The sequence below is a fragment of the Kitasatospora sp. Xyl93 genome, assembly GCF_055383135.1.
Genome location: NZ_AP029185.1, coordinates 7,399,233 through 7,423,117, shown reverse-complemented (window position 1 = coordinate 7,423,117; position 23,885 = coordinate 7,399,233). Strand labels below are relative to the sequence as shown.

Genomic DNA, 23,885 nt, shown 5'->3' with positions numbered 1-23,885 from the left:
GCCTGCGGTCCCTTGTCGGTGAAGGCCTGGCGATCATCTCGCAGGACACCGTGCACATCTCGCCATGAGCATCCCGGCGCCGTCGTGGGGCTGATCGCTACTTGTGCCGCTTCCACCATTCCCGCCACCAAGTGAGGCGGTGCGCTGACTGCTTGGGTAGTACAGCGCCGGCCAGGAGGCGGATGGCCACGGCGAGCGCGACGACGACGGCAACCACCCCGGCGAGCCATGGCGGCGTGCCGTCGGGCAGGTTGATCTGAGGCATGAAGGTTCCCCGAAGAAGAAGGGGGCACCTAGGCTAGGCGGCCAGGATCCAGCGACGTCACCGACCCGATCCGCGAACTGGTCCGCTCGGGACGGGTGGTGGACGCCGGGGCGCTTGCCGACCCGGACGTACCGCTCGACGCGCTGTAGCCGGCGGGCCGCGGTCCGCGGTCCGCGGTCCGCCGGAGGTGCTCGGCGCGCCGTCGCGGGCTCAGCCCACCGGGACGCCGGGGTTCACCAGGCCCCGGCCCCCGGTGACGGTGTTGCCCGCACCGATGGTGACCTTGCACCTCGCCGCGTCGTAGTCGGTCACGTCGATCGCGTACCGGTCCGGGCCGGTGGCGCCGGTGAGGTCGGAGCGGTTGCCCCGGAAGACGGTGCCGCAGCCCCAGCCGGGCTGGACGCTGTGGGTCTGGTAGCCGTCGTCGGTGGTGCGGCGGCCGGTGTTGTTCTCGATGACGTAGTCGTTGCCCTTCACGTCGACCCAGGAGTCGTCGTAGTTGCGCCCGGTGAGGCCGTCGCCGTCGAAGGTGTTGCCGGAGACCAGGCCGCCGGTGGTGCCCTCCTTGAGGTCGACGTTCTCGCCGCCGATGTTCGGGCCGAAGGTGTTGCCGGTGATCCGCACGTGGTCGCTGTGGTCGGAGAGGGTGTTGGCGGTGCCGACGTAGACGCCCTCGCCCTTGCCGTCCCGGCTCAGGCCGGTGTCGTGGACGCGCGAGTCGCGCAGCGTGCCGTACGCGCTGGAGTTGCGGAAGTGCACGCCCTCCATGGTGGTGTGGTGGACCGTCACGCCGTCCAGCACCACGTGGTTCGCGGCGTCGGCCATGATGCCCTTCTGGGCGCCGGTGACGGTCAGCCCCTGGACGGTCCAGTAGCTCGCGCCGTCGAGGTGCAGGCCGTAGCCGCCGCCGGTGGGGGTGGTGAGGACGGCGTTCGCGGAGCCGACGAGGGTGATCCGGGCGGTGGCGGTACCGGCGACGGTGGCCTTGAAGTTGCCGGAGTAGGTGCCGTCGGCGAGTTGGATGGTCCGGCCGGGCACGGCGGCCGCGAGGGCGCTCCGGAGCTGTTCGGCGGTGCTGACCCTGACCACCGCCGGCGTGGCGGCGTCGGCGGCCACGGCCGCGGGGGCGGCGCCGCCGAGGGCGAGGACGGCGAGCGCGGCGAGGACGGCGGGGGCGGCGGCGGGGCGCTTGGTCACGGACGGTGCTCCTTGCGGTGGTCGGGGCCGGCCGGGGCGACGGGGCCGGTGGTGACAGGAACATGCCGTCGCCCAGGGTGGACTGGACCACTCCGGGGCGTCAAGAGCGCCTCGTCCGCGTGATACTGGAGCCCGGGGCGGGTTCGCGGACAGGGAGGCGGCGATGGGCGGTACGGCCGGGTTCGCCGTGGTGGTGTTCGGCGCGCTGGGCGGCGTGGTCGCCTACCTCGCCGGGGCGGTCGGCCTGCGCGACCTGCGGCGGCTGCGCCGGGTCGGCGTCCCGGTCCGGGCGCTGGTGCGCGAGCGCGCCCTCGCCCCGGAGGACCGCACCCTGCCGCCGCGGCCGCTGCTCCAGTTCGAGACCGCGGACGGCCGGGTGGTCGAGGTCTTCTCCCCCGTCCCCTCCACCACCCGCCACCCGCTGCCGGACGGCGGCTTCGTCCCGGTCCGCTACGACCCGGCGGACCCTCGGCAGGTGCTGGTGGACGGGCGGGAGCGCGCGGGGCTGGAGTACGGGTTCCTCGCGCTCGGGGTGCTGGCGGTGCTCGGCGCGATCGCGCTCGGCGCCGCGGTGCTCTGAGCGGCCGCGCCGGTCGCCACGGCGAGCGGGCCGTCGGCGACGGTGACGTGGATCGCCCCTGCGGTCCGCCCCCGCGGCAGCTCCTCAGCCCCGCAGTGCTTCGACCAGGCGCCGGGCCCGGGTGTCCTCCTCCAGCAGCGCCCGGACCAACCGATCACCGCCCGCGCCCTCGGCCTCGGCCAGGTAGGCCTCGACCGCGCGCGGGTCGGCGGGCAGCGTCACAACGCCGGAGCCGAGCGCGGCGTGCGCCCGGGCGTAGTCGAGGCCGAGCCCGGCGAGCAGCTCGCCGGCGTCCAGCTCCTCCGCCAACCCCGGTTCGTGGCGGGCCACTTCGCGCACCGCCAGCAGGGCCAGCAGGACGTGCTCGGTGCCGGGCGTACGGCGCCCGAGGCGCTCGGCCTGGGCGTCGGCCTCCAGCCGGATCCAGGCCGCCGGACCGGACGGGCCCGACCGCAGCAGGCGCTTCCAGCGCGGGGCCCGCCGGGTGCGGCGGGCCAGCAGCGCCTCCCGGGTGGGTCGCAGCAGCGGGTCCAGTCCGCCGCCCGGCTGCCGGGCGGCGTCCAGCCGGTCCAGGACGGCCTGCGGGGCGACACCGGCCGCGTGCAGCAGTTCGGCGGCGCGGGTCGGCCGGTCGTCCTCGTCGGTGAGCAGGGCGCGCAGCAGCTCGGCGGCGGTACAGGCCGGACGGCCGTCCCGGCCGGCGTGCCCGGTCGCGGCGGCGAGCGCCCGGGCGGCGGCCGCGCTCAGCAGCCGCCCGTCCTCGTCGGTGGTGCCGAGCACCTCCCGGGCGGGGACGGCGGCGGGACCGTCGTCGGCCGTCCAGCGCCCCTCGCGCTCCCGGAGCAGGGCGCGCAGGGTGTCCACGCCCGCCCCGGCGGCGGCGAGGGCGTGGCCGGCGGGGCCCGTCCCCCCGGCCACGGCGAGCAACAGGTGTTCCGTCCCGAGCCGCCCCGCCCCCGGCTCGCCGAGCGCGTGCCAGTCCGGCTCCAGCATGGTCGTCTCCATCGGCCCTCCCACGACTGCGGCTTTACTGGAACCATATGCCCGCTTTTCCTTCTCTTTAGAGTTTCCCGCACACCGGGACCGCGTCCGGGCGGCTCGGACGCGGAACCCGACCGGACCCGGCGGACGGACGCGGAGGAACAGACGCGCTCGGCTCGGCGGTGGTCTTCACCGAGGACGGGTTGCCCGGGGCCGGCGCCGGGGCGCGTCCTGCCCTCGGGCCCCGGCCCCGCGCCGCATCACCCAGAGCGCCGGCCCGTCCTCCGGCAGCCGGACCTCCTCCAGCACCTCGAACCCGAAGTGCCGGTAGACCGCGAGGTTCGTCTCCTTGGAGGACTCCAGGTAGACCGGCAGGCCCTCCGCGTCGGCCCTGGCCAGCCCGGAGCGCAGCAGTGCGGCGCCCTGCCCCCGGCCCTGGGCCGCCGGGTCGGTGCCGATGACCGCCAGGTACCAGTGCGGCTCCTGCGGCACGTTGGCGGCGGCCGCGTCGATGGAGCGCCGGAACGGCTCGGCCCGGTCACCGACGAGCGCCGTCAGCTCCCCGAGCGTCTGCGCGTCCGGGACGGCCTTGTCCTGCGCCTGCGGCGGCATCCATAAGGCGGCGGCGTCCGCGGTCCGCTCGCACACCCCGTGCCGGACGTACTGCCGGGTGAACAGTGTGGTGAAGTAACCGTCCAGCCCCGCCGGCCGGGTGGCCGGGTCGGGGAAGAGCCAGCACATCGCCGGGTCGTCGGCGAAGGCGAGGGCCAGGGACCGGCTGACTGACGACGCGTCATCGAGCGTGGCGGCCTGCGGCACGTTGGTCATCTGCATACGGACATCCTGCGTGCCCTTTATCTCCGGCGCGGCGGCGAGGGCCGGTTGACGAGCGGGGCGGACGGGCAGGCTGACGAACGGGCCGACGGATAAATCGTTGGCGCCGGCGCGACCGCCGTGGTTACGCTGACGCCGTTCCGTACCGGTCGACGACCCGGGCCGCGTGCCCGACGAGAGGGTGTCTTGATGTCCCGCCTTGCGCCGAGTGCGCCTCGCCACGCCGCCTGACGGCCCCTGCCTGACGAACCGTCGAGGCCACTCGGCCTGCTCTTGCTGCCATCGCACGAACCCCCCAGCAAGGAGCACCCCGGGTGTCCAGCACCTCCAGCACTCCCCCCGTCCTGAAGACCTCCACCTTCGCCTGCGCCTGGTGCGGTCTGACCGTCTCCACCTACGCCGCCGACGGCACGCGGCGCAACCACTGCCCGTCCTGCCTGCACTCCCGGCACGTCGTCGACCAGGTCGAGGGCGGTCCGAGCGACTGCCACGGCCGGATGTCGCCGATCGCCATCGCCGTGCTGCGCACCGGCGACTGGACGGTCGTCCACCGGTGCGTGCGGTGCGACGAGCTGACGTCCACTCCGGTCTGCACGGACGACAACCAGCTCGTCCTGATGCGGATGGCCGTCCGGCCGCTCGCCCAACCGCCGTTCCCGCTCGAAGCGTTCGGCACCCTCTGAACCGCGCAGGGAGAGGAGGGAGCGGCGAACCATGCCACGACGCAAGAACACCGACGGCGGGGGCCGGCGGGAACGCCGCCCGCAGCGGCACAAGGACGTCCTGCACGAGCAGGGCGGCCACCGGGCGAACGCCTTCCGCTGCGTGGACTGCCGGCTGGACGTCCCGCTGGACGCCCCCGGCACGGCCCATCGCAACCACTGCCCGAACTGCCTGGCCAGCCGTCATGTCGACGGCCGGATACCGGGTGACCGGGCGGCCGGCTGCGGCGGCCGGATGGCGGTGCTGAGCCTGTCGGTCCGTGCCGACGGCGAGTGGATGATCATCCACCAGTGCCTGTCCTGCGGTGAGTTGAGCGCCAACCGGATCGCCGGGGACGACAACGCCCTGGCCCTGGTCCGCCTGGCCCTCAAACCGCTGCGGGACACCACCCTGGCCCACCGCACGCTGCTCACGCTGTAACCGCTCGATCCGCACGACCCGAGTGGAGCGCGCGGGGTGGTCGCGGCGGGCCCGTCCGTACGGGCGGGGCCGCCATCCGAACCGGCGACCGCCCCGCGCGTCCGGCCACCTGTCCCCACCCGTTCGCCGGGGCTCCGGATACCGGCCGGAGCCCCGGGTGCTCGGTCAGGTCCGTCCGTACGGGCGGACCGTCCACCGGCGGACCGTCCACGGGGGCGTCGCCGCAGCGCGGAGTGCGGCTCAGCGCGGGCTGTCGAAGCGCAGCGGCGACACCCCGGGCCGGCCGAGTGCGTCCGCACCGCGGACCACCGCTCTACCGCTCCGCCGCGAGGAGCCCTGGCAGCGGACCGGCCGGCAGGTGCCGGCGGGCGCGCCGCCGCGCCGACTCCAGCCGGTGCAGGTCGTGCAGCAGCTCGGGCACCGGGACGGTCAGCACCGGGCAGCCCGCCCGCCGGGAGCAGTAGCCGGGCACCGAGCGCCGCAGCCGGCGGTGCAGCGGGCCGCCGCTCCGGCCGAGGACCAGCAGGTCGTCCGGCCGGTCGGCGACGTGCAGCAGGGCCGGGCCGGCCTCGCCGCGGATCACCACCGGGCGCAGCGGGACGCCGGGGTCGGCGCCGCCGAAGGCCGCGTCGAGGGCGTCCCGCAGGCGCTGTTCGGCGGCCTCCCGGACGGCGGCGAGCAGCGGCGGGCAGGGCGAGCGCCGGTAGCCGTGTTCGCCGCCGGGCGGCTCCCAGGCGAGGACCGGCACCAGGTCCGCGCCGCGGCCGCGGGCCTCGGCGAGGCCGCGGTGCAGGGCCGCCAGGCTTCCCAGCGACCCACCGACCCCGACCACCACCCGGGGCGCCGCGCCGTCCGCGTGCCGCCCGTTGCCGTGCATGATCCGTCCTCGTGTGGTCGTGTTCCGCGTCGCTCCCCAGCCAACCGCCGCAGCCGGGCTGACCTGCGCTCCTTGACGACTTCCTGACGTTCCGGGCGGTGTTCCCAACGCCCTCCATACGCGGCCCGCCGGGTGTCCGGCCCGTCCGCGCGTCCCCCGTTCGGCCTACTCAGCAGGCGAAGATCACCAACGGATGGGTGGATGGAGAGGCCCGCCGGGATGCGGCATGCCCGACGGGCGGTTCGATGCCGAACTTTCTAGGGAGCACGGGCTTGTACTACAGCAGCGGCAACTACGAGGCGTTCGCCCGGCCGAGGAAGCCGGAGGGGGCCGACCGCAAGCGGGCGTGGTTCGTCGGGTCGGGGATCGCGGCCCTGGCCGGCGCGGCCTTCCTGGTCCGGGACGGCCAGGTGCCCGGCGAGCGGATCACCGTCCTGGAGCGGCTGAAGCTGGCCGGCGGCGCGCTGGACGGGATCGAGGTGCCCGAGAAGGGCTTCGTGGTCCGCGGCGGGCGCGAGCTGGAGGACCACATGGAGTGCCTGTGGGACCTCTTCCGTTCGGTGCCCTCGCTGGAGGTCGACGGCGCGTCCGTGCTGGACGAGTTCTACTGGCTGAACAAGGACGACCCGAACTTCTCGCTCCAGCGGGTCACCGAGCGCCGCGGCCAGGACGCCCGTACCGACGGCCGGTTCGCGCTCGACGACAAGGCGCAGAAGGACCTGGTCCGGGTCTTCCTCGCCACCCGCGAGGAGCTGGAGGGCAAGCGGATCGACGAGGTCTTCTCGCGGAACTTCCTGGACAGCGGCTTCTGGCTGTACTGGCGCACCATGTTCGCCTTCGAGGAGTGGCACGGCGCGCTGGAGATGAAGCTCTACCTGCACCGCTTCGTCCACCACATCGGCGGCCTACCGGACCTGTCCGCGCTGAAGTTCACCAAGTACAACCAGTACGAGTCCCTGGTCCTGCCGCTCACCCACTGGCTGATGGACCAGGGCGTGCGGTTCCGCTACGGGGTCGAGGTCACCGACATCGACTTCGACCTCACCCCGGCCACCGCCGACTCCCCCGCCCGCAAGCAGGCCACCCGGATCCACTGGCGGGAGGCCGGCCGGGAGGGCGGGGTGGACCTCGGCCCGGACGACCTGGTGTTCACCACCATCGGCTCGCTCACCGAGAACTCCGACGACGGCGACCAGCACACCCCGGCCCGGCTGGACGAGGGCCCGGCCCCGGCCTGGGACCTGTGGCGGCGGATCGCCGCCAAGGACCCGGCGTTCGGCCGCCCCGAGGTGTTCTGCGGCAACATCGCCGAGAGCAAGTGGGAGTCGGCGACCGTCACCACCCTGGACGCGCGCATCCCGCACTACATCCGGAAGGTCGCCGGGCGCGACCCGTTCGGCGGCGGCGTGGTCACCGGCGGCATCGTCACCGCCCGGGACTCCTCCTGGCTGCTGAGCTGGACGGTCAACCGCCAGCCGCACTTCAGGAAGCAGCCCGCCGACCAGGTCGTGGCCTGGGTCTACTCGCTGTTCGTCGACCGCCCGGGCGACTTCGTGAAGAAGCCGATGCAGGAGTGCACCGGCGAGGAGATCACCCAGGAGTGGCTGTACCACCTGGGCGTGCCGGTCGAGGAGATCCCCGAGCTGGCCGCGCGGGCCGCCCGCTGCGTGCCGGTGATGATGCCGTACGTGACGTCCTTCTTCCTGCCCCGGCACGCGGGCGACCGGCCGGACGTGGTGCCCGAGGGCGCCGTCAACTTCGCCTTCATCGGCCAGTTCGCGGAGACCACCCGGGACTGCGTCTTCACCACCGAGTACTCGGTGCGCACCGGCATGGAGGCCGTCTACCGGCTGCTCGACGTCGAGCGCGGCGTGCCCGAGGTGTTCAACTCCACCTACGACGTGCGCAAGCTGCTCGCCGCCACCACCCGGCTCCGGGACGGCGCCGAACTCGACCTGCCCGGGCCGGAGTTCCTGCGCAAGCGGCTGCTGCACCGGCTGGAGGCCACCGAGATCGGCGAGCTGATGCAGGAGTTCGGCCTGATCGGGGACGAGCGGGGGTAGTCGCCGCGCGCGGCGGAACGGGCGGGCGCGGGGAGGATGGCTTCAGCGATGAATGGTGCTATCGTCACTAGCACCATGTTGCTGAAGCTGGACATCGGGGACACCCGACCACTGCACGAACAGGTCGCCGGAGCGATCAGACGCGCCGTCGCCGAGGGCGAATGCGCCCCCGGCAACAAACTGCCCCCGGCCCGGGAGCTCTCCCGGGCCCTGGGGGTGAACACCAACACCGTCCTGCGCGGGCTGCGCACGCTGCGCGACGAGGGGGTGCTGGAGTTCCGCCGGGGCCGCGGCATCACGATCGCGACCGGCGCCGACACCCGCTCCGAACTGGTCGAGCGGGTACGGCGGTTGGTCGAGGACGCGGCCCGGGACGGCTATAGCAGGAACGATCTCGTGGACATGATCAGGGGGATGTCGTGACGGACGAGGGAACGACGGAGCCGACGGCGGCGCAGCGGCGGGCACCACGCGGTGCCGTCTGGGCCGCGGCGGCCTGGTCGGTCGGCGTGCTGGCGCTGCTGATCGCCCTGCCGCTGGTGGCACGCCACCGGCTGCCGGACCAGCTGGCCACCCACTGGGACGGGCGCAAGCCGAACGACTCGATGTCGCTGACGGCGGCCACGCTCGTCCCGGCGCTGTTCTGGGCGGTGCTGGTGCTGACCGCGGTGGCCCTGCAGCGCTACCGGGCCGGTCGGCTGCCGGGGGCGGCGGCGGCCACGCTGGCGACCGGCGGGGTGCTGCTGACGGGGGCGCAGGCCTCCATCGTGCACGCCAACCTGGACCGCACCCGCTGGCAGGACGCCGCACCGATGGGCGTCGAGGTGCTCCTCGTCCTGCTGGCCACCGGCCTCGCCGGGCTGCTGGTCTGGCTGGCGAGCCGCCGCTACGGCGGCCGGCCCGATCCGCGCCCGGCGGCCGGGGCGCCGGCGCTGGAGGTGCCGGCGGGCGAGCGGTTCGTCTGGCTGTCCCGGGCGGCCAACCCGTGGCTGCAGCTGGCCGCGGCGGTGTTCGGACTGGCCGCGGCGGCGGGGCTGCTGGCCGTCGTGAGCGGGGTCTCCGAGCTGGACTGGCCGCTGGTGCTGCCGTTCACCGTCGCCTCCCTCGCGTGCCTGGCCTGCTGCTCGGTGCGGGTACGGGTGACCGCCCGCGGCCTGACCGTCGGCTTCGGCCCGTTCGGCTGGCCGGCCCGCCACTGGTCCCCGGCCGACCTCGACTCCGCCCGCGCCGAGGAGCGCACCGCCGCGCAGACGGGCGGCTGGGGCTACCGGATCAACGGGCTCGGCACCACCGTGATGCTGCGCCGGGGTGTCTGCCTGGTGGTCCGCACCCGCCGGGGCACGGACTTCGCGGTCAGCGTGGACGACGCCGAGCGCGGGGCGGCCCTGCTCAACGCGCTGATCGCGCACACCCGGCAGCCCACCGGCTGAGCCGTTTCGGCCGCAAGTGGCGGAGGCGGTCCGGCCGTGGTGGCCGGACCGCCTCCGCCGTCGTCAGGACTCCCCCGCTTCGCGCCGCCGGTCCGCTGGTCCGACCCCCGTTCCCGGAGCGCCGACCCGACCCGCCCGGGGCCGTCGGACCGGTACGGCCCGGGCAGCCGTGGTCGATGGTGACCCTGGTTCTCCGGACGGTCACCGAGGACGTAAACCGCCTGGATCGGTGGTGCTTCGAACGCCGATCCGGGTACACAAGTCGACGGTCGCTCAGGTGTGTGGTGGCGCCCGTCCGCCCCGCCCCGCGCCGTCCCCTCGCGACCGGAGGACCAGCGGGCCCCGCGCCCGTGCGAAAGGCAAGGAGGCGTCCGTGCCCAACGACTCGCGCACGCAGCACTCCCCCGACGTCCGGCACAGCGCCCAGGACGTTCGGACCATCGCGATCCTGCGCCTCGGCGTCGGCCTGATCGGCATCCTGCTGCCGCCGGCCCTGCCGTTCGGCAACTGGCTGGCCGCCCAGGTGATGGGGCGCAGCACCGACGGCTTCTGGCCGGACTCGATGAGCGGCTCCTACTACACCGACACCCGGGACCTCTTCGTCGGCGGGCTGTGCGCCCTCGGGGTGTTCCTGATCTGCTACCGCTTCGACCGCCGGGACGACCGCTGGAGCACGGCCGCCGGGTTCTTCGCGCTCGGGGTCGCGCTGTGCCCGACGACCCCGGACGGCGCGTCCGGCGTCCAGCGCACCATCGGGGTGCTCCACCTGGTCTTCGCCGGCCTGCTGTTCGTCATGCTGGCGCTGTTCTGCCTCTACTCCTTCCGCAATCCCCGCTCCGCCCAGTCGGCCCGGGTGGGCAGGGCCTACCTGGTGGCCGGGGTGGTGATCCTGGCCGCCCTGGCGCTCTCCGTCCTGGCCGGGGCGGCGGGCGTCGGCTCCGACTGGTCGGTGCGGCCGCTCTACCTGTCCGAGTGGCTGGCGGCCTGGGCCTTCGGCACCGCCTGGATCGGCGCCGCGCTCGAACTCGCGGCGCACGGCCGGCGCGACGCCGACACCGCCGCGGTGCCCCGCCAGCCGGGCGCCGTCGTGCTCGAACCGAGTTCCCCGGAGGCACCGGCCTGAGACCCCGTCACCCCGCCGTATCCGGCGACCGTTACCATGCGCACCGTGGACCGCCACCACGGCGGCCGGTGACGGGTCGTCCGGGAACGGATGTCCAGGAGCGGGAGAACGAGCATGGCGAACGAGATCCGGACGGAGCACGGTCCGCGCGAGGACTACCCGTCGGTGGACCTGCGGATGGACGTTCCGCACTCCGCCCGGGTCTACGACTACCTCATCGGCGGCAAGACCAACTTCGAGGCGGACCGCACCGCCGCGCACGCTTCGGTGCAGGCCTGGCCGTCGCTGCCGATCTCGATGCGCACCACCCGCGAGTTCATGCAGCGCTCGGTGCGCCGGCTCGCCGAGGAGTACGGCGTGCGGCAGTTCCTCGACATCGGCACCGGCATCCCGACGTCGCCGAACGTGCACGAGATCGCCCAAGCGGTCGCCCCCGGGGCCCGGGTCGCGTACGTGGACAACGACCCGATCGTGCTGACCCACGCGCGGGCCCTGATGGACAGCTCGCCCGAGGGCCGCACCTGTTACGTGGACGCCGACTTCCGCGACCCGGAGTCGATCATCGCCGACCCCCGGCTGCGCGAGGTGCTCGACCTCTCGCAGCCGGTGGCGCTGTCGCTGATCGCGATCGTCCACTTCGTGCTGGACGAGGACGACCCGCAGGGCATCGTGCGCCGCTTCATGGACACACTGGCGCCCGGCAGCTTCCTCGCCCTGACGGTCTTCACCGGCGACACCGACCCGGTGGGCGTGGGCGGCGTCGGCCGCGAGTACAACGCGCGCGGCATCCCGCTCCAGATCCGGAACAAGGCCGAGACGGAGGCGTTCTTCGACGGCTACGAGCTGCTCGACCCGGGCGTCACGCTGGTGCACCACTGGCGCCCGGACGCCGACGCCGCGCCCGTCCGCGACCAGGACATCGCGATGTACGCGGGCGTGGCGATCAAGCGCTGAGCGCCGGCGCTTCGCGATCGACCGCCGAATCGTTTCCGCGGCGGGGTCGTTCCTTCGGCGGAATCGCTCCGCGGCGGGTCGTTTCCGCGGCGGTTCCGGTCAGCCTGACGCCGAGACCGAGACCAGGCCCGCCTCGTACGCCAGGATGACCAGCTGCACCCGGTCCCGGGCGACGAGCTCGGCCGGCAGCAGGGCGACCCGCTCCGGCCGACGGCCGATCACCCGGCGGGCCGCGCCGGCCCGGAGGGCGACGCTGATCACCGAGCGCTACCGCTGGAGCGCCGACCTGCTGCACGCCCTGCCGCTGCCCGCCTGGCAGCGGCTGGCCCGGACCACCCTGGCGGGTCTGCGCCCGTCCGAGTACCCGGCCACCGTCACCGGCGCCTGGATCACCTTCGCGGTGTGGTCGCCGGCCTCGGTGGCCGTCGCGGCGGTCGCCGTCCACCGCCGGGACCACTGACCCGACCGCGGGCTCAGAACGCCGCGATGCTCCCCGGCGCCCGCTCGGCCCGGCTGAGCGCCCGCAGCACCGCCGCCCGGCCGTGCCGCCGGGCGGCCAGCCGGGTCAACAGGCCGAACACCGACTCGGCGGCGTCCCAGGGGAGTTCCGGGCTCGGCAGCCCGACACTGACCGCCAGGTCGTCGCCGTGGACGGCCAGCTCCATCGTCCGGGTGGCCAGCAGGTCGTCGAGGGTGAGCGACCACGGGCCCCAGAAGGGCAGCCGGACCGGGCGGGTGCCGTCCGCCGCCGCCAGGTCGGCCGCGAGCTCCGGCAGCACGGCGGCGAGCCGGCGGTGCAGGGCGGCCGGGCCGTCCGCCGCGAGGGCCTCGCCGCCCTGCCGGATCCGCACGTTGAGGTCCGCGTCGGGCGGCGCGCCGACCCAGGCCGACCGGGCGTAGTGGTCCAGCAGACCGACCACCGGCTCCGTCGGCACGGCGGCGGCCAGCAGCTCCGGCACGCAGAAGACCTGGTAGGCCAGGTGCCCGGCCAGGCCGCCGACGCTCCACCGCTCCAGCGCGCTCGGCCGCTGCCAGGCCTGCGCCACCTCGGGGCGGCGCAGCAGGTCCTCGGCCGCGCCGGCGGCGGCCAGGAAGTCCGTTCGGGGGTCCGTCACGGCCCGTCCCCTACCCGCGGCCCGGCGGCCCGGAAACTCCCCCGGCCCGACGCCATGTCGGCGACCGCCACCAGCAGCGCCGTCAGCACCAGGCCGGCCGCCACCGTCACCCCCAGCTGGAAGGCCAGCGCCCAGTCCGGCCGGGGGCCGGCGGCGTGGGCGAAGAACACCGAGCCGACGACGGCGATGCCCGCCGCCGAGCCGACCCGCTGCGCGGTCTGCAGCACCCCGCCCGCGCTGCCCGCCCGGGCCACCGGCACCTGCTGGAGGGTCAGCGTCTGGTTCGGGGCGATCACCAGCCCGCTGCCCGCCCCGGCGACCAGCAGCGGCAGCGCCGTCGTCCAGCCCACCCGGGGCCCCGACCACAGCTGCACCGCGAGCGCCGCGGCCAGCAGTCCGGTCAGCACCATCACCAGCCCGGTCACCACCAGCCGCCGCCCCAGCCGGCTGACCAGGCGACCGCCCACCGCCGCGGACACCCCCGATCCCACCGCGAACGGCGTGATCGCCAGGCCCGCCGTCAGCGCCGAGTAGTGCAGGCCCGCCTGGAGGTAGAGCGTGAAGATGAAGAAGATCGCGGTGAACCCGGCGAAGTACACCAGCGACAGCAGCACCCCCGCCGCGTACGGGCGCACCGTGAACAGCGCCATGCTCACCAGCGGTTCGCGCCGCCGCCCGTAGTGCAGTTCCCAGCCGACGAAGGCGGCGAGCAGCACCGCCGCCAGCGGCAGCAGCAGCCAGCGCGTCGCGCCGTGCCACTGCTGCGCCTGGACGAACGGCAGCAGCAGCGCGACCGTCCCGGCGCCGAGCAGCAGCACGCCGACCGGGTCGAAGTCCCGGTGCCCGGCCCGCTGGGCGGCGGGCGGCGGTGCCGGGAGCAGCCGGTAGGCGATCGGCAGGGCCGCGACGCCGATCGGCAGGTTGACCAGGAACACCCAGCGCCAGCCGTCCTGCGGGCCCACCAGGTGGATCAGCAGCCCGCCGAGCAGCGGCCCGACGGCGGTGGACAGCCCGATGGTCGCGCCCAGGGCGCCGAAGGCCCGGCCGCGGTCGGGGCCCTGGAACAGCACCTGGATGAAGCCGGACACCTGCGGCACCAGCACCCCGCCGGCCGCGCCCTGGAACAGCCGGGCCAGCACCAGCCACTCCTGGCTGCGGGCCGCGCCGGCGAGCGCGCTGGCCGCGGTGAACAGGGCGAGCCCGGCGAGGAAGACGGCCCGCCGGCTGCGCGCGTCGCCGAGCCGCCCGGCGGGCACCAGCACCAGGCCGAAGGCCAGCGAGTACCCGGTGATCACCCACTGCAGGCCGCTGTCGGACATGTGCAGCCCGTCCCGCACGGTCGGCAGGGCGACGTTGACGATGCTGACGTCCAGCAGGGTCATGAAGCCGGCGACCAGGCAGACCGCGAGCGCCCGCCAGCGCCGGGCGGCGGCCCGGCCGCCCACGGCGGTGGCGCCGGGGTGCGTCGGGTGCGCGGTGCCGCGCGGGGGGTCGGCGTTCATGGGGGCCTCTTCCCGGGGGCCGGGGCGTCCTGGCCCAGGGGGACCGTAGGCCGGCGTCGTCCGGCCATCGTCGCCCGGCCCACCCGGGGCCGCCACCCGGGCCGCCGACCGGGCCGCGACGGCCCGCTTCACCCGAACGGCCGAACCGGATCGCGACCGCCGTCCGCACCCCGGAGGCTGACGGCATGACCGTCGCCACCGAGACCGCGCCCTCCGCCCCGCCGGTGCTGGACGTCCGGCAGCGGAACGTCGTCTTCGCCACCATCGTGCTCGGCATGCTGCTGGCCGCCCTCGACCAGACCATCGTCGGCACCGCTCTGCCCACCATCGTCTCCGACCTCGGCGGGGCCGCCCACATGTCCTGGGTGGTGACCTCCTACCTGCTGGCCGAGACGGTGGCCACCGTGCTGGCCGGCAAGTTCGGCGACCTGTACGGGCGCAAGCTGCTGTTCCAGGTCTCGGCGATCGTCTTCGTCGGCGGCTCGTTCCTGTGCGGTCTGGCCACCGACATGACCCTGCTGATCGCCTGGCGGGCCGTGCAGGGCCTCGGCGCGGGCGGCCTGATGGTCACCTCCATGGCGCTGATCGCGGACGTCATCCCGCTGCGCGAGCGCGGCAAGTACCAGGGCGCGATCGGCGCGGTGTTCGGCGTGGCCACGGTGGTCGGGCCGCTGCTCGGCGGGCTGTTCACCGACCACCTGTCCTGGCGCTGGGCGTTCTACGTCAACGTGCCGATCGCGGTCGTGGTGGTCGCCGCGGCCGCCCGGACCATCCCCGCGGTCCGCTCGGCGACCCGCCCGGTCGTCGACTACCTGGGCATCGTGCTGGTCGCGGCCGGCGCGGGCGCGCTGATCCTGGCGACCAGTTGGGGCGGCAACCAGTACGCCTGGGGCTCCGGGGTGATCATCGGCCTGTTCACCGGCGGGGCGCTGGCGCTCGGCCTGTTCTGCCGGGTGGAGGCCCGGGCGGCCGAACCGATGCTGCCGATGCGGCTGTTCCGCAACCCGGTGTTCACGGTCTGCTCGGTGCTCAGCTTCATCGTCGGCTTCGCCATGCTCGGCGCGCTGACCTTCCTGCCGACCTTCCTCCAGTACGTGGACGGCGACTCCGCGACCGTCTCCGGCGTCCGGACGCTGCCCATGGTGATCGGTCTGCTGATCGCCTCGATCGGCAGCGGGAACGCCGTCAGCAAGACCGGACGGTACCGGCTGTTCCCGATCGTCGGCACCGCCGTGATGGCCCTCGGCCTCTACCTGCTCTCCCGGCTCGAACCCGGCACCGGAACCGCACTGGCCTCGCTCTACATGTTCGTGCTCGGCGCCGGCATCGGGCTGAGCATGCAGGTGCTCACCATCGCCGTGCAGAACACCGTCGACTACGCCGACCTCGGCACCGCCACCTCCGGCGTGACCTTCTTCCGCACCATCGGCAGCTCCTTCGGCACCGCGGTGTTCGGCACCATCTACGCCAACAGCCTGAAGACCGAGCTCACCGACGGGGTCGGCACCGCCGCCCGGCTCTCCGGCGCCGACCCGGCCGTGCTCAGCCGCGCCGCACAGAGCCCCCAGGGCCTGCACCAGCTGCCCGCCGACCAGGCCGCGCCGATCGTCCAGGCCTACTCCGACGCGCTGCACACCGTGTACCTGTGGACCATCCCGGTCGCCGTGGTCGGCTTCGTGGTGGCGCTCTTCCTCAAACAGGTGCAGCTGCGCGACACCGCCCGGGCGGGCTCCACCGACATGGGCGAGGGCTTCGCCCAGCCGACCACCGCCGACTCCGACCCGCACCTGGAGTACTCGGTCTGCAGGATCGTGCGCGGCGTCGATCTCGACACCGTCCGGTCGATCGTCTCCACCGCCGACACCCGGGTGGACCTCGCCGGGGCCTGGGCGCTGATGGAGGTGGCCGGCCACACCAAGGCCGTCGGCCACGCCTCGCTCGACCTCATCGCCGCCCGCAAGCGGGTGCCGCCCGAGGTCCTGGAGCCGGTCTTCACCCGGCTGACCACCGAGGGCTACCTGCTCCGCGACGGCGACCGCCTCTCCCCCACCGAGGCCGGCACCCACGAGGTCCGCGCCCTCGCCCGGGCCTGGTCCGACTGGCTCAACGCCCGCCTCGACGCCGACGCCGGCCGCCCCCGCAGCCCCCGCCTCCGCGCCGCCGCCGACGCCATCGCCTGGCGCCTCCTCGTCGAGGACCTCACCAACGGCCTCCCCGCCCACGCCCGCCCGACGGAGGTGGCGAAGGTCTAGCCGGGTGGTGTCGAGGTCGAGATCGAGGTCGAAGGGCGCCGGGAGGCGGACGGGGGTGCCGAAGGGATGCGGGCCGCTCTCGGCGACGGACTCGTGCGCCCATGACGGCGACATGGGGGTGATGACGCCCTCGATGATCTCGGTGCGGTCGCCCGCCGTTTGCCGGATCGCGTACTTCAGAGCCCTTTCGGGATCGCTGACGATGCTGTAGTCGCCAGGGACCCGGGGCGCTGTACTCACAACGCGTCTCCTTCCCTTCCCGATTGTCTCCCAGACCGTACGGACGGCCGGCCGACCGACCGGGATTGGACGTGTCCCGACCGTCTGTTCTCCGGGCCTGCCCCGCTCGTGCCGGAGTCCGTCGTCAACGGGTGGCTTCGGCCGGGGTGGGGCGGCGGGAGGAGACGGTTATCACGGTGAGGCTGGCGAGGGCGAGGGCCGTCAGCACGCCGAGCATCACGGTGTAGGAGGCCAGCGGGGAGAGCGCCGCGAGCACGGCGGGCAGCAGGAAGCCCGAGTAGCAGAACGCGTAGTAGACGCCGGTGATGCCGGCCAGGTCGTCGGGGGTGACGATGCGCTGGATCTCCAGCAGCCCGGAGACCACCCCGATGCCGTAGGCGGCGCCGAGGAGGACGGCGCCGGCCAGGCCGAGCAGCGGGGAGCGGACCGCGGCGTCGGCGGCGCAGACGGCCATGCCGCAGGCCATCAGCGCCATGGAGACGATGACGCCGCGCGCCGAGGAGAGCGAGTCCAGGCGTTTGGCGAAGGGCTGGACGAGGGCGCCGGTGCCGAGGGTGAGGACGGTCAGCAGGGTCGCGTAGGCGAGCGACCAGTCGCCGAGCCGGTCGCCGACCAGCTGCGGGGTCACCGCGTACGCGACGCCGGCCGAGCCGAACACCCAGGGGGCCATCGGCAGGACCACCCGTACGAAGCGCCGGTGCCCGGCCGCCGGGACCTTGAGGTCGGCCACGAGGCTGCGGACGGCGGCGGAGCGCGCCCGGGTCTCGACGGCCCTCGGGAGCAGGAACAGCGCGGGCAGGGTGACCAGCAGGTGGGCGAGGTACGGGCTGACCATCGGCCAGGGGCCCCACTGGGCGAGCGCCCCGGCCGCCCCCGCGCCGAGGCCGAAGCCGACGGTCAGGGCGAGGGAGGCGCGGCGGGCACCGGCGCCGGCGTCGGCGGCCGGGTCGTGCGGGGCCTGGGAGAGCTCCTTGACCCAGCTGGTGCCGACCGCCATCGCGATGCCGACGGCTGTGCCGGTGAGGAACCGCCCGGCGTAGATGGGGAGTTGACCGGCCGTGCCGGCGCACAGCACCCCGCTGGCGGCGAGCGAGGCGGCCACCGCGCCGATCATCAACGGGCGGCGCCCGTAGCGGTCCGAGGCGGCGCCGCCGACCAGCAGTCCGGGGACCAGCCCGAGGACGTACGCCCCCAGGAAGGCGTCCACGGTGACCTCCGAGTAGCCGCCGAGGTGGCGGTACATCAGCAGCAGCGGGGTGAACTGGTTGCCGCCCCACCCGCAGCAGAGCATGGCCAGGGCCGCGACCAGCCACGGCCGTCCCCGGCCGGACGGTGCGACGGGACCGGCGGACGGTGGCCGGGTGGTGCTCATGGCGGTGCTGCTCCTTGTCGGATGGTCGGTCCCGGCGGTCGGTCGGGGCGTGCGCCCCGAGCGTCCGGCGCGCGACGGGGCGGGCTCAGCGGTCGGTGACGGCGCGGTGGGCGTCCAGGTGGGTACGCAGGGCGGCGGTGAAGCCCTCGGCGTCGCGGGCCGCGATCCGCTCGACGAGCACGGTGTGCTCCTCGACCAGCGAGGCCAGCCGCTGCGGCTGCCGCTCCGGCCGCACCTGGAGCAGTTGGACGGCCATCCGGCGCTGGCGGTCGCGCAGCGTCCCGTAGAACCGCTCGGCGAGCTGGTTGCCGGAGGCCGCCACGATGCCCCGGTGGAAGGCCTCGTCGGCGTCGGCGAAGGCGCCGAGGTCGGCCCGGCGGGCGGGCTCGCGCTGCTGGTCGATCAGTTCGGACAGCTGCCGGACCAGCGCGTCGAGGCCGTCGGGGCGGCGGGTGATCCGGCGGACGGCGGTGCTCTCCAGCGCCTCGCGCAGCTCCAGCACGTCCTCGGCCTCGCCGGGGCCGACCGGCACCACGACGGCTCCGCGCTTGGGGAACAGCTGGAGCAGCCCCTCGGCCTGCAGCCGCAGGAAGGCCTCCCGGACCGGCGTGCGGCTGATCGCGGCGCGCTCGGCGATCTCGCCCTCGCTGATCAGCGTGCCGCCGGGGAGGCCGCCGCCGAGGATGAGGTCCTTGGTCAGTTCGTACGCGCGGTCCGCGGCCGGGACGCGGGCGGGGGGCGGGGTGTCGGCCATGGAGCACACCGTAGCACCATAGATGCAAGCTTAGATGCAACATCCCTGGCAGGGCCGCCCGGCCGGGCCGGAGCAACGGTTTCGGTACTGCTCAGCGCCGGAAGAATGCGCTTTCTCAGCCCCTCCGGCAGGGCCGAGGATGGGCCGGGCCACCAGCTCTGTCGGGAGGAAGCCTTGTCCCCTGTGTCGCCGTACCCCGGCCCGCCGTACCCCGGGCCGCTGCACCCCGAGCCACCGGCCCCCGAGTCGCCGCAGTCCGAGTCACCGGCCCTGCCGCCCGTCGATCCGGGCCTGCTGCCGCTCACCGCCGAGTCCCGCCCCGAGGGCCTGTCCGTCGGCGGCGTGCTGCTGGACGAGCTGGCCCGCCGGTACGGCACCCCGCTGTTCGTCTACGACGAGGAGCACCTGCGCCGGCGCTGCCGCGAGGCGGTGGCCGCCTTCGGCCGGGGCAACGTCGCCTACGCCTCCAAGGCCTTCCTGTGCACCGCGATGGCCCGCCTCGCCGCCGAGGAGGGCCTGCTGCTGGACGTCGCCTCCGGCGGCGAGCTGCGCACCGCGCTGTACGCCGGGGTCGACCCGGACCGGATCGTGCTGCACGGCAACAACAAGGACGAGGCCGAGCTGCGCACCGCGCTGACCGTCGGCCTGCGCCACATCGTGGTGGACAGCTTCGACGAGCTGGACCGGATCGAGCGGCTGCACCGGGCCGAGGGCCTGCCCCCGGCCCGGGTCCGGCTGCGGGTGGCGCCGGGCGTCGCGGCCGGCGCCCACCAGGCCATCCGGACCGGCGGCCACGACTCCAAGTTCGGCTTCGGCCTGGCCGACGGCGCCGCCGCGGCCGCGGTGCGCCGGGCCGAGGCCTCCGCCGCCGTACGGCTGGAGGGCGTCCACGCCCACGTCGGCTCCCAGGTACTGGACCCGGCCGAGCTGGCCGACGGCGCCGCCGCGGTGGCCCGGTTCGCCGTCGAGCACGGACTGCGCCGGCTGACCGTCGGCGGCGGCCTGGGCGTCGCCTACCTGGGCGGGCAGAGCGCCCCCTCCTTCGCCGTCTGGGCCGAGCGGGTCGGCGCGGCGGTGCGCGGCGCCGGCTGGAGCGGCGCGGTGGGCGTCGAGCCCGGCCGCTCGATCGCCGCCCGGGCCGGGCTGACCCTCTACCGGGTCGGCACCGTCAAGCGGATCGAGGGCGTGCGTACGTATGTCAGCGTCGACGGCGGGATGAGCGACAACCTGCGCCCCGCGCTGTACGGCGCCCGCTACGAGGCCTTCCTGCCGCGCTGCCCCGAGGCTCCCCGGCCGCGGCGCGCCCGGCTGGTCGGCAAGCACTGCGAGAGCGGCGACGTGATCATCGACGACGCCGCGCTCCCCGCCGACCTGCGGGTGGGCGACCTGCTGGCCACCCCGGTGACCGGCGCCTACGGCTACGCCATGGCGTCCAACTACAACAAGCTGCCGCGGCCCGCCGTGGTCTTCGTCCGGGACGGCGAGGCCCGCCCGGTCGTGCGCCGGGAGACCGAGCACGACCTGCTCAGGCTGGACGTGGCCGCCGCCGCCGGCGCCGGGGAGCCGGCGGCCGCGCAGCGGGCGTACGCGTCCTGAGGCCCGCGCGGTGGAGCGGCGTCGCGAACCCCGCCCGGGCCACGACACGGGCCGTAACCTGGGCCGATGCTGAACAGCGCCCGACTGCTCGTCCTCCTGGAGATCGCCCGCCGGGGCACCATCGTGGCCGCGGCGCAGGCGCTGCACCTGAGCCCGTCCGCCATCTCGCACCAACTCGCCCGTCTGGAGCAGGAGCTGGGTGTCGCGCTGGTGGAACGGGCGCCGCAGTCCCTGCGCCTGACGCCCGCCGGGATCCGGCTGGCCGAGCACGCCCAGGCGATCGCCGACCTGATGGCCGTCGCCCAGGACGACCTGCGGGCGCACGCCCAGGGTGCGGCCGGTGTGCTGCGGATCGGCTTCTTCGCCTCCGCGGGGCTGGACCTGCTGCCCCGGGCGCTGGCCTCGTTCGCCGCCGGGAACCCGCGGGTGGAGCTGGAGCTCATCATGGGCCAGCCGCACGAACTGGTCCCGGACCTGGAGGCGGGCCGGCTGGACGCGGCCGTGGTCTTCGAGCACCCGCTGGACCCGTGGTGCCGCCGGGCGGCGGTGGACGTGCGGATGTACTTCGAGGAGCCGCAGCTGGTCGTGGTGCCGCTGCGGCACCGGCTCGGGCGGCGCTCGGTGGTGCGGCTGGCCGAGCTGGAGGGCGAGAGCTGGATCGGCACCCACGGCGGCAGCACCGGCGAGCCGGTGCTCGAACGCGCCTGCGCGGCCGAGGGGTTCCGCCCCCGGGTGCGCTGCCGCAGCGACCACTACCAGGTGACCATCAACCTCGCGCGGGCCGGCATGGGCGTCGCGCTGATCCCGGCGCTCGGCCTGGCCGACAGCGCCGGGGTGCACGTGTGCCGGCTGGACCACCCGCAGCTGCACCGCCGGATCGGGGTGGCCACCCGGGCCACCAACCGCAACCCGGTGCTGCGCGCCTTCCTCGCCGAACTCGGCGCCGCCGCCGGGGAGATCAGGTCGCTGCTCGACATGCGGTGGGCCTGATCCCTCCGGCTCGGCTCCTCCCCGCTCACGGCCCGCCCGACCCGGAGCCGGCCGGTCCGAGGGCCCGGTCCGGACCGGCTCCCCGGCGGCGACCGGTCAGGTCCGGGCGGGCCGCTGCGCCCAGGCCGCGAGGGCCAGGCCGACGTCCCGGATGTCGTGCACGGCGGTCCGTTCGGTGCTCGGCCCGAGCGCCACGTCCCAGTGCGCGACGACGGCGTAGGCCACCCGCCGGGCGCCCACGATGACGCCCGCGTCGGCCCGCACCCCGGTGTCCGTCCCGGTCTTGTTGGCCACCAGCAGGCGGCCGGGCAGCGGCTCGGGGAAGCCGGGCGCGTACGGGTCGTGGTCGATCAGGGCGGGCACCAGGCCGTGGTCGGTGTTGGCGCGCATCCAGCCGAGCAGCCGGGCCGAGGCCGCCGGGGACGCCATGGTGCCCCGGACCGCGAGGGCCACCAGGCGGGCCAGGTCGCGGGCGGTGCCGGTGGCGAAGACCGGCGGGACGTCGGGCCCGCGCTCGTCGCGCACCCGGTCGTGCAGGGTGAGCCGGTCCAGGCCGAGCCCGGCCGCCAGCCGCGCGGTGGCCGGCAGGCCGACCAGCCGCAGCAGCGCGTTGGTGGCGGTGTTGTCGCTGACCGCGGCGGTCAGCCAGGCCAGGTCCTCCACCGTCCAGCCGGGGCGGCTCAGCCGGCCGAGCAGGCCGGTGCCGCCGGTGACGTCCTCGGGGAGGATCTCCACCGGCTGCCCGGCCGTCAGTTCTCCGGTGTCCAGCCGTCGGGCGACCTCGGCCAGCAGCAGCAGCTTGGAGGCGCTGGCGACGGGCAGCACGACGGTGTCGTCCACCCCCACCGCCGCGCCGCCGACCGCTTCGTCCTCCGCAGGGGCGTCCACGTCGACGGCGGCCACCGCGAGGGTCAGCGGGAGCGCCGCCGAGCTGCGCGCGGCGGCGGCGACCTGGGCGAGGCTCATCGGACCCGCACCACCTCTCCGGCCCGGTCGGCGGTCGGCCGGCCGTCGCGCACCGCGACCCGCCCGGCCACCACCACGGTCTCCACGCCCACCGGCGGCAGCAGCGGCTGCTCGAAGGTCGCGCCGTCCAGGACGGCCGCCGGGTCCAGCACCACCAGGTCCGCGACGGCGCCGTCCCGGACCACGCCCCGCCCGGCCAGCCGGAAGCGCTCGGCGGGCAGACCGGTCATCTTGTGCACCGCCGACTCCAGCGACAGCAGCCCGTGCCCGCGCCCGTAGTGGCCGAGCACCCGGGCGAAGCTGCCCGCCCAACGGGGGTGCGGGCGGCCGGGTTTGGGCACCCCGTCCGAGCCGATCATCGACAGCGGGCTGGCCAGCACCCGGCGGACGTCGTCCTCGCGCATCGAGTGGCTGATGATGGTGACCTCGCCCCGCGCCTCCAGCAGCAGGTCGCAGACGTAGTCCACCGGGTCGGTGCCGGCCTCGGCGGCCAGGTCGGCGATCCGGCGGCCCTCGGCCGTGCGGCGGGCCGGGGCGGCGGCCACCGAGATCAGGTCCCAGCCGCCGTTGCCGACGGTGTTCTCCCAGCCCTCGACGCCGTGGGCGATGTCCGCCCGGATCCGGTCCCGCACCTCCCCGCCGCGCAGCCGCTCCAGCAGGGCGGCCGGCCCGCCCTCGCTGGTCCACGGCGGCAGCATCGCGTGCAGCACGGTGCTGCCGGCGGTGTACGGGTAGACGTCGCAGAGCACGTCCACGCCCTCCGCGCGGGCCCGTTCCAGACGCGGCAGGGTGCGCAGGGTGGCGCCCCAGGCGTGCCGCCCGGCGGTCTTGTGGTGGGAGACCTGGAGCGCGGCGCCGGAGCGCGCCGCGATCTCCAGCGCCTCCTCCAGGGCCTTCTCCACCTGGGACATCTCGTCGCGCAGGTGCGTCACGTACGGCTTGCCGTGCCGCGCGGCGACCTTCGCCAGGGCCACGATCTCCTCGGTGCCGGCGTAGACGCCGGGCGGGTAGATCAAACCGGTGGAGAGTCCGGCCGCGCCCTGGGCCAGCGCCCGGTCGAGCAGCCCGCACATGGCGGCCAGCTCCTCAGCGGTGGGCGGGCGGTCCTCGAAGCCCATCACCCCGGCGCGCAGCGTGCCGTGGCCGACCAGCGAGGCGATGTGGTTGCGGCGCAGTTCGGGCCGCTGGCCGGCGGCGAAGGCGTCGAAGTCCTCGGCGGGCAGCACCGGCCCGAGGCCGAAGGAGACCCGCAGGTGCCCGGCCAGCTCGGGCAGCCGCCCGGGCAGCGCGGGGAACAGGCTGATCCCGCAGTTGCCGCTGATCTCGGTGGTGACGCCCTGGAGCAGCGGGGCCAGCCGCAGCTCGTCCAGGGCCTCGTCGTCGAGGTGGCCGCCGCCGAAGCGGGCGGCGAGCGCGTCCGAGTGGGTGTGGACGTCGATGAAGCCGGGGGTGACGACCCGTCCGGTGACGTCCAGGGTCTCGGTCGCGGCCACCGCGGTGCCCGGTGGCAGGACGGTGACCCGGCCCGCGGTGACGGCGAGGTCGGCCGGGCGGGCGGGCGCCCCGGTGCCGTCCACCAGGGCGGCGCCGCGCAGCAGCAGGTCGGCCGGGGTCGTGGCCACGTCCGCTCCCATCAGTCCCATGGCTCCCA

Annotated in this window: 23 protein-coding genes and 1 pseudogene; 12 read left to right on the top strand and 12 right to left on the bottom strand. The window is 75.1% G+C overall.

Annotated features, from left to right (window positions below; genetic code table 11):
- Positions 1 to 97: 97 nt before the first annotated feature.
- The gene (locus ACZ5GH_RS32255) at positions 98 to 265 is read right to left on the bottom strand and encodes a hypothetical protein (protein ID WP_387753861.1); all 168 of its coding nucleotides are present in this window, start codon (positions 263 to 265) and stop codon (positions 98 to 100) included.
- A gap of 210 nt (positions 266 to 475) precedes the next feature.
- Positions 476 to 1,462, bottom strand: a complete 987-nt coding sequence (locus tag ACZ5GH_RS32250) for a right-handed parallel beta-helix repeat-containing protein (RefSeq protein WP_464336040.1) — start codon at positions 1,460 to 1,462, stop codon at positions 476 to 478.
- A 163-nt stretch (positions 1,463 to 1,625) separates the two neighbouring features.
- Here ACZ5GH_RS32250 and ACZ5GH_RS32245 point away from each other — a divergent pair, with 163 nt between their 5' ends.
- Complete coding sequence (locus ACZ5GH_RS32245; RefSeq protein ID WP_387753864.1) at positions 1,626 to 2,042, top strand: DUF3592 domain-containing protein; 417 nt, start codon at positions 1,626 to 1,628, stop codon at positions 2,040 to 2,042.
- A gap of 84 nt (positions 2,043 to 2,126) precedes the next feature.
- On the opposite strand, the gene ACZ5GH_RS32240 is transcribed toward ACZ5GH_RS32245, so the two are convergent.
- Positions 2,127 to 3,047, bottom strand: a complete 921-nt coding sequence (locus ACZ5GH_RS32240) for a Clp protease N-terminal domain-containing protein (RefSeq protein ID WP_387753866.1) — start codon at positions 3,045 to 3,047, stop codon at positions 2,127 to 2,129.
- Positions 3,048 to 3,212: 165 nt separating this feature from the next.
- Complete coding sequence (locus tag ACZ5GH_RS32235) at positions 3,213 to 3,857, bottom strand: GNAT family N-acetyltransferase (RefSeq protein WP_464336039.1); 645 nt, start codon at positions 3,855 to 3,857, stop codon at positions 3,213 to 3,215.
- Positions 3,858 to 4,171: 314 nt separating this feature from the next.
- On the opposite strand from ACZ5GH_RS32235, the gene ACZ5GH_RS32230 reads away from it, so the two are divergent.
- Both ACZ5GH_RS32230 and ACZ5GH_RS32225 read left to right on the top strand, forming a co-directional pair.
- Positions 4,172 to 4,540 (top strand): RNHCP domain-containing protein, encoded by a 369-nt coding sequence (locus ACZ5GH_RS32230; RefSeq protein ID WP_387753870.1) that lies wholly within the window; start codon positions 4,172 to 4,174, stop codon positions 4,538 to 4,540.
- 31 nt (positions 4,541 to 4,571) lie between these two features.
- A complete protein-coding gene (locus ACZ5GH_RS32225) occupies positions 4,572 to 5,000 on the top strand; it encodes an RNHCP domain-containing protein (protein WP_387753872.1) in 429 nt (142 codons plus the stop codon).
- A 313-nt stretch (positions 5,001 to 5,313) separates the two neighbouring features.
- Here the strand turns inward: ACZ5GH_RS32225 and ACZ5GH_RS32220 are convergent, their stop codons facing one another.
- Positions 5,314 to 5,877 carry a universal stress protein gene (locus ACZ5GH_RS32220; RefSeq protein WP_464336038.1) on the bottom strand — a complete coding sequence of 188 codons (564 nt, stop codon included), beginning with the start codon at positions 5,875 to 5,877 and terminating at the stop codon, positions 5,314 to 5,316.
- A 272-nt stretch (positions 5,878 to 6,149) separates the two neighbouring features.
- Between ACZ5GH_RS32220 and ACZ5GH_RS32215 the strand changes: the two genes are divergently transcribed.
- From ACZ5GH_RS32215 to ACZ5GH_RS32195, 5 genes are all read left to right on the top strand, one after another.
- Positions 6,150 to 7,940 carry an oleate hydratase gene (locus ACZ5GH_RS32215; RefSeq protein ID WP_464336037.1) on the top strand — a complete coding sequence of 597 codons (1,791 nt, stop codon included), beginning with the start codon at positions 6,150 to 6,152 and terminating at the stop codon, positions 7,938 to 7,940.
- A 75-nt stretch (positions 7,941 to 8,015) separates the two neighbouring features.
- Positions 8,016 to 8,363, top strand: a complete 348-nt coding sequence (locus tag ACZ5GH_RS32210; RefSeq protein WP_464336036.1) for a GntR family transcriptional regulator — start codon at positions 8,016 to 8,018, stop codon at positions 8,361 to 8,363.
- Positions 8,360 to 9,370 carry an SdpI family protein gene (locus tag ACZ5GH_RS32205; protein WP_387753882.1) on the top strand — a complete coding sequence of 337 codons (1,011 nt, stop codon included), beginning with the start codon at positions 8,360 to 8,362 and terminating at the stop codon, positions 9,368 to 9,370. Before ACZ5GH_RS32210 ends, ACZ5GH_RS32205 begins: the two co-directional genes overlap by 4 nt.
- A 373-nt stretch (positions 9,371 to 9,743) precedes the next feature.
- Positions 9,744 to 10,493, top strand: a complete 750-nt coding sequence (locus ACZ5GH_RS32200) for a hypothetical protein (RefSeq protein ID WP_464336035.1) — start codon at positions 9,744 to 9,746, stop codon at positions 10,491 to 10,493.
- Between the two features lie 114 nt (positions 10,494 to 10,607).
- Positions 10,608 to 11,447, top strand: coding sequence for an SAM-dependent methyltransferase (locus tag ACZ5GH_RS32195; RefSeq protein ID WP_464336034.1), 840 nt, complete (start codon positions 10,608 to 10,610; stop codon positions 11,445 to 11,447).
- Between the two features lie 99 nt (positions 11,448 to 11,546).
- Here ACZ5GH_RS32195 and ACZ5GH_RS32190 read toward each other — a convergent pair.
- A pseudogene (locus tag ACZ5GH_RS32190) lies at positions 11,547 to 11,636 on the bottom strand (DNA-binding response regulator); the annotation flags it as partial.
- Between ACZ5GH_RS32190 and ACZ5GH_RS32185 the strand changes: the two are divergent.
- Positions 11,593 to 11,907: a hypothetical protein gene (locus ACZ5GH_RS32185; RefSeq protein WP_464336951.1), complete on the top strand. Its 315-nt coding sequence runs from the start codon at positions 11,593 to 11,595 to the stop codon at positions 11,905 to 11,907. The pseudogene ACZ5GH_RS32190 and the gene ACZ5GH_RS32185 overlap by 44 nt on opposite strands.
- A gap of 13 nt (positions 11,908 to 11,920) precedes the next feature.
- Here the strand turns inward: ACZ5GH_RS32185 and ACZ5GH_RS32180 are convergent, their stop codons facing one another.
- Together ACZ5GH_RS32180 and ACZ5GH_RS32175 are read right to left on the bottom strand one after the other, a co-directional pair.
- Positions 11,921 to 12,562 carry a maleylpyruvate isomerase N-terminal domain-containing protein gene (locus ACZ5GH_RS32180; RefSeq protein ID WP_387753888.1) on the bottom strand — a complete coding sequence of 214 codons (642 nt, stop codon included), beginning with the start codon at positions 12,560 to 12,562 and terminating at the stop codon, positions 11,921 to 11,923.
- Complete coding sequence (locus tag ACZ5GH_RS32175) at positions 12,559 to 14,064, bottom strand: MFS transporter (protein WP_387753890.1); 1,506 nt, start codon at positions 14,062 to 14,064, stop codon at positions 12,559 to 12,561. The genes ACZ5GH_RS32180 and ACZ5GH_RS32175 overlap by 4 nt, the downstream gene beginning before the upstream one ends.
- Before the next feature lie 185 nt (positions 14,065 to 14,249).
- Here ACZ5GH_RS32175 and ACZ5GH_RS32170 point away from each other — a divergent pair, with 185 nt between their 5' ends.
- Positions 14,250 to 16,316, top strand: coding sequence for an MDR family MFS transporter (locus ACZ5GH_RS32170; protein ID WP_464336033.1), 2,067 nt, complete (start codon positions 14,250 to 14,252; stop codon positions 16,314 to 16,316).
- Positions 16,317 to 16,680: 364 nt separating this feature from the next.
- Here the strand turns inward: ACZ5GH_RS32170 and ACZ5GH_RS32165 are convergent, their stop codons facing one another.
- Both ACZ5GH_RS32165 and ACZ5GH_RS32160 read right to left on the bottom strand, forming a co-directional pair.
- Positions 16,681 to 17,928: an MFS transporter gene (locus tag ACZ5GH_RS32165; RefSeq protein ID WP_387753894.1), complete on the bottom strand. Its 1,248-nt coding sequence runs from the start codon at positions 17,926 to 17,928 to the stop codon at positions 16,681 to 16,683.
- A gap of 85 nt (positions 17,929 to 18,013) precedes the next feature.
- Positions 18,014 to 18,682 carry a GntR family transcriptional regulator gene (locus tag ACZ5GH_RS32160; protein ID WP_387753896.1) on the bottom strand — a complete coding sequence of 223 codons (669 nt, stop codon included), beginning with the start codon at positions 18,680 to 18,682 and terminating at the stop codon, positions 18,014 to 18,016.
- Between the two features lie 183 nt (positions 18,683 to 18,865).
- On the opposite strand from ACZ5GH_RS32160, the gene lysA reads away from it, so the two are divergent.
- Together lysA and ACZ5GH_RS32150 are read left to right on the top strand one after the other, a co-directional pair.
- Positions 18,866 to 20,278, top strand: a complete 1,413-nt coding sequence (lysA, locus tag ACZ5GH_RS32155; RefSeq protein ID WP_464336909.1) for a diaminopimelate decarboxylase — start codon at positions 18,866 to 18,868, stop codon at positions 20,276 to 20,278.
- Positions 20,279 to 20,344: 66 nt separating this feature from the next.
- Positions 20,345 to 21,268 carry a LysR family transcriptional regulator gene (locus tag ACZ5GH_RS32150; protein ID WP_387753900.1) on the top strand — a complete coding sequence of 308 codons (924 nt, stop codon included), beginning with the start codon at positions 20,345 to 20,347 and terminating at the stop codon, positions 21,266 to 21,268.
- Between the two features lie 96 nt (positions 21,269 to 21,364).
- Here ACZ5GH_RS32150 and ACZ5GH_RS32145 read toward each other — a convergent pair whose 3' ends face one another.
- Positions 21,365 to 22,234 (bottom strand): serine hydrolase, encoded by an 870-nt coding sequence (locus tag ACZ5GH_RS32145; RefSeq protein WP_464336032.1) that lies wholly within the window; start codon positions 22,232 to 22,234, stop codon positions 21,365 to 21,367.
- Positions 22,231 to 23,877, bottom strand: a complete 1,647-nt coding sequence (locus ACZ5GH_RS32140) for an N-acyl-D-amino-acid deacylase family protein (RefSeq protein WP_464336031.1) — start codon at positions 23,875 to 23,877, stop codon at positions 22,231 to 22,233. Before ACZ5GH_RS32140 ends, ACZ5GH_RS32145 begins: the two co-directional genes overlap by 4 nt.
- Positions 23,878 to 23,885: the final 8 nt, after the last annotated feature.